Source organism: Methanobrevibacter sp. (assembly GCF_030539555.1).
Classification (GTDB): domain Archaea; phylum Methanobacteriota; class Methanobacteria; order Methanobacteriales; family Methanobacteriaceae; genus Methanocatella.
This window is the reverse complement of record NZ_JAUNXX010000090.1, coordinates 1-4,837: the sequence shown is the minus strand read 5'-3', so window position 1 is coordinate 4,837 and position 4,837 is coordinate 1. Positions and strand designations below refer to the sequence as shown.

At 33.9% G+C, this 4,837-nt stretch carries 5 protein-coding genes; 3 read left to right on the top strand and 2 right to left on the bottom strand.

The features are described 5' to 3' along the window. A partial coding sequence (locus Q4Q55_RS09680) for a CPBP family intramembrane glutamic endopeptidase (RefSeq protein ID WP_303372605.1) occupies positions 1-726 on the bottom strand: 726 nt, incomplete at its 3' end. A gap of 176 nt (positions 727-902) precedes the next feature. Here Q4Q55_RS09680 and Q4Q55_RS09675 point away from each other — a divergent pair. Beyond that, entirely contained in the window at positions 903-2,135 is a 1,233-nt protein-coding gene (locus Q4Q55_RS09675; RefSeq protein WP_303372604.1) for an MFS transporter, read from the top strand. Positions 2,136-2,416: 281 nt separating this feature from the next. On the opposite strand, the gene Q4Q55_RS09670 is transcribed toward Q4Q55_RS09675, so the two are convergent. Further along, positions 2,417-2,713, bottom strand: a complete 297-nt coding sequence (locus Q4Q55_RS09670) for a hypothetical protein (protein WP_303372603.1) — start codon at positions 2,711-2,713, stop codon at positions 2,417-2,419. Positions 2,714-2,789: 76 nt separating this feature from the next. Here Q4Q55_RS09670 and Q4Q55_RS09665 point away from each other — a divergent pair, with 76 nt between their 5' ends. Together Q4Q55_RS09665 and Q4Q55_RS09660 are read left to right on the top strand one after the other, a co-directional pair. Continuing rightward, complete coding sequence (locus Q4Q55_RS09665; RefSeq protein WP_303372602.1) at positions 2,790-3,002, top strand: hypothetical protein; 213 nt, start codon at positions 2,790-2,792, stop codon at positions 3,000-3,002. 14 nt (positions 3,003-3,016) lie between these two features. After that, on the top strand, positions 3,017-4,696 hold the full coding sequence (locus Q4Q55_RS09660; protein ID WP_303372601.1) for an MATE family efflux transporter: 1,680 nt from the start codon (positions 3,017-3,019) through the stop codon (positions 4,694-4,696). Positions 4,697-4,837 lie beyond the last annotated feature (141 nt).

Sequence of the window (4,837 nt, the reverse complement as noted above, 5' to 3'; positions counted from 1 at the left end):
AAAGGCCATTAAGTTATTTATGGAATGGATGGCTGATCCAGCCTCCAATCCGTTGGATTTCCATGTCAGTAAAGCTAAAACAATACCGCTGATGAATACTGCAATTACACCTTTAATATCATAGGTATGGCCTATTGCAAAAATTATCGCCTGAATTATAATGGCTAAGATAGGTATTTTAAACCATGACCCGATGGTCTGCATCAACACACCTCGAAACACATATTCCTCAGCAATACATTGAACAGGTATCAGGATTGTAGCTATAATCACTGTAACAAGAGAAACTTCACTGCTGGCACCTGATTCTGGATTTATAATCAGTGATATTGCATAATAAATAACATATATTATAATTGGAATTGCCAAGCATTTAAAATAGAGTTTCCAATTCCATCCTCCACGTGATGATGAATATGATGAAAATGGTCTGTCACGAACAATCCTTGAAGCAAGATAAAGTGAAGGGATGAAAACTGCTACAGACAAATAGGAGTAATACACTGAAGCATCATAAGTATTAAGAGTTTCATATCCTCCATTCATAATGGTAGTGAGAATATTTTCCCCATAAATCACATTAAAAATAATGCCCAATATAATTTGAAAGACAAAGTACAATACTATGCCACTGATTATTACAAGCAACGGTTTATACCACCTGTATCTTTCAAAAGTTCTCCCAAAAGTAATATAATCCGGAAATTCCATATCATTTTTAGACATAATGATTATTATTTTGTTCATGGCATATAAAAATTGTTCGATATTATTTAAAATAACTGAATGAAACTGGAGTTTTCCAAAAACAAAAAAAAATAATGATTAAATATTTGAACTAATTTAAATATTATCAACAAATGAAATTCTAAATTCTTGAATAGGAAGTAAAAATTATGTTGATGAATGAACAGACAAAACTGGATAAACAGCATTACCGTATTTTCGGTTTGAGTTGGGCAGGATGGGTTTTTGATTTCTATGACCTTGTCTTATTTACGTTTTTAGTCTCACAGCTTCAAACAAGCCTTAATTTTTCAGCAGAAATGTTATCCTTATGTCTGGGAGTGTCCCTATTTGCCACAGGTTTAGGAGGAATTATTTTCGGAGCATTAGGAGACAAATACGGCCGTAAAACAACACTGCAATGGACAATCATCATCTATTCAATAGGCACCCTACTATGCGCATTTTCATGGGACTTTTATTCGCTGATGATATTCAGATTCATCACTGGATTAGGTGTTGGTGGAGAATGGGCTACCGGCCAGACATATATCAGCGAAACATTCCCCGATCATTTAAGAGCAAAATTCGGAGCATTCATGCAGTCCGGAGCTCCTGTCGGAGTTATTTTGGCTTCAATCGTCGGAGGAATAGTAAGTCCGATAATCGGTTGGAGATTAACATTTTTAGTTTCAATCATTCCTGCACTCACAGTACTTTACATAAGAAAATACCTTAAGGAATCAGACGTTTGGATTGAGAACAAGGACAAATATGTGAATAAAAGCATTTTCCAAGAGTTCAAACAGCTGCTTACAAAAGAATACAGAAAAATATTCCTCATATCCTTAATCTTATGCATATTCGGTATGTCAGCATACTGGTACACCTACTCATGGTTGCCAACATATCTTGCAAAGGAAAGAGGTCTGGCCGCAATCGGATCCACTTTTGGAATCATACTAATCCAATGCGGTGATTTTGTAGGATATACAAGCTTCGGTTTTGTGGCCGAAAAGCTGGGAAGGCGTCCCGCATTTACAATATATAGTTTCATAATGGCCTTTGGAATAGCCATGATTACACTTTGCTGGAATCTTATTACAGAAGTTCCGGATCTAGTATTTGTATTCATGTTCCTGACAGGTTTCGGTACAGGATACTTCGGAGGATTTGGAGCTTTATTCTCAGAACTCTTCCCTACAAAAATCAGAAATACCGGCGTGGGAACGGTATTCAACCTTGCACGTGGAGCGCAGTTCATCACTCCAGTAATCATAACCATTGTTGCAACATACTTTGATTTGAGCTACGGAATTGCAATTGCAGCAATATTTGCATTCCTTGTTGGAGTATGGATTTGGGTATTCCCTGAAACCAAAGGAACTGCAATCAATGAATTGGATTAAATAGATGATAATTAATCATCTATATTATTTTTTTATTATATTTTCATTGGTATTAACACCTGCTAAGAGGGTAATAAACATAGCAAATATGGTTACTATAATCATAGGAATACTTTGGAGATATCCATTTACATAGTTAAATGTTAATTCAGAAATTAAGTAACTTATTTTGATTTTGACCAATAATTCAAGTGTAAACTAAAAAAAATACCGCGTAAATCATGGTTTCTACAAGGTTTAAAAATAAAAAAATATGAAAAATGAGTTTAAATTCATTTTCATTAAATAAGTTTGCTTTCACTTGTCTTTTCTTCAAACCAACCATTTTTAGTACCGATATAATATAGTAATGCTGCAGAAATTATTGTAAGAGCCATGTCTGCTGCAAAGTCTGGAAGGGCAACTGTGGAAGATATTGTATCAAATCCAAATGCTACAAGGTAAAAACTGATTAAATTATTGACTGAGTGATATGCACTTCCTGCTTCAAGACCATGTGTTTTCCATGCAAAAACACCTAAGGAATCCATAGTATTCCATGCCGTAAGTGACAAATTAATACCTACCAGCAACATCATTGATGCATTAAATTCATTTGGATACGGTATTGAAGAAGTCACACCTGAAGAGTTTAGAAAAATCTATGAGCAAAACATGGATGAAAACATTCAAGGAATTATTACAGCAGATTTAACTATAAATGATTTCGAAATGGAAGAGGATGGTGAAAGTGATACTGGAGAACTCGTCAACATGGATTTAACCCTTGAAATTCTAAGCACTTTAGAATTTAACTGGCCTGAATGTGATGAAGGATATCTTAAACGATTTATCGAACATTTGAATGAGGTACATTATTTTGATTAAAAAGGTGAATTTATATGGATTTTAAAATTGCGGACAGTAAATTTAAGGAATTGCTATTACCGACATTGCTTATTGTAATGGCATTGAACATAAGTTCAGTTGTAGACAGCTTTTTTGTAGGTACATTCATTGGTGAAGCAGCTGTTGGTGCAATTGAAGTTTTGGAACCTCTAATCTTATTAGTAACAGTTTTTGAATGGTTATTTGGGCTTGGAGGGCAAATTTTGTCATTAAACAAAAAAGCGGAATTTGATACAGACGGAAGTAATCGCTACTTTACAGTATCTATGGTTTTATCATTGATTGCATCCATTATAATGGCCGTTGTCTGTTTAATATTTATGGATCCTATAGCTACAATATTACATGCATCACCTACTATGAAACCGCTTGTATTGCAATATTCCAAATATTTATTTATTTGTTTCATCGTATCCACCATTTCCGGAGTATTAACACAATATATCCGTGTGGACGGTCAGCCAAACTTCGCATCCGCAGTTATTATCCTTGCCAATATAATCAATATCATTCTTAATTATATATTTTTATCATCAGGCATGGGAATGTCATCCGCTTCACTTGCAACATTTATAGGATATACTGTTTCTCTTGCAGTATGTATACTATATATCCGCAATCCAAAAAGAACATTTAGATTTGTTCGCAGTGCACTTGGACTTAAGACATTCATTAAAAGCAGTGCCGAAATGATAAAAACAGGTTTCCCTAGTGCAAGCATGGGTGTCTTTGATGTGATATTCGTTTACATAATGAACACTTTTTTAGCTGCAACATTAGGAGATATAGGATTGACTACATACATGCTATGTATTGATGCACTGGTAATTGCAAGTATTATCGATATTGGAATTTCAGAAACTCTGACCTCAATCGTTCCAATATATTATGCAAAGCACGATTATATAAATCTGAATCATTTAATTAGAATTTCCCTTATAATAACAGTAATTTTTGCAGTAATTATAACAGCAGTAATTTGGATATGGCCTGAAGGATTTTTGGCTCTTTACAACTTCAACCAAAAAGAAATTGCGGGCTTTGCAGCAAATGCTCTTAAATTATATTCATTCTTCTTCCTATTGTCAATACTTCCTAACATGCTAATATTCTATTACGAAGCTATTGAAAGGTCTGCACTCTCAACAGTACTTTCAACTCTTTTCACATTAGTATTCCCATTAATGTGTGTGTTTGTAATATATTACGCCATAGGATCCAACGGAATATGGTTAGGATTCCCAGTATCATGCATAATTACAACAATTGTCCTTGTCATTACCGTTAAAGCGATGCAAAAAAGGGAACCAAAATACAGCGGTCTGTTTTTCATTGAAAAGGACCTGGTTCACAGAACCAGAAACTTCGTTTTGACAGACAATAATTTGAAAGCAAAAGAAGAATGCCTGCAACATTTAAAAAACTTAAATGCTTCTGAAGAATTCTGCAACAACACAAATAAGATTTTTGACGTGATTTTTGATACAAATCCTAACGGTACATATGTTGAAGTGTTAATTATTGACTATGACGACAATATTCATGCTGACATTAAGTACGATGGTGAAAAAGAGAATCTAGAGCACATAAAACAGAGCTTCCCGGAAAACCTTCTTAAATATGCAGAAGTTTTGGGATTCAATACGATTGAATATATAATGAAGAAAAACTGAATATTTTTTCATTATTACATTTTCAGATGAAAATCATGACCCATCATCCTCTAGACATTTCAATCGATGATTGTCTTAAATTTAAAGTTATATAATCAACAGGAGTATTTCTCCTTTAATTTTTATTATTCTTATGTATTT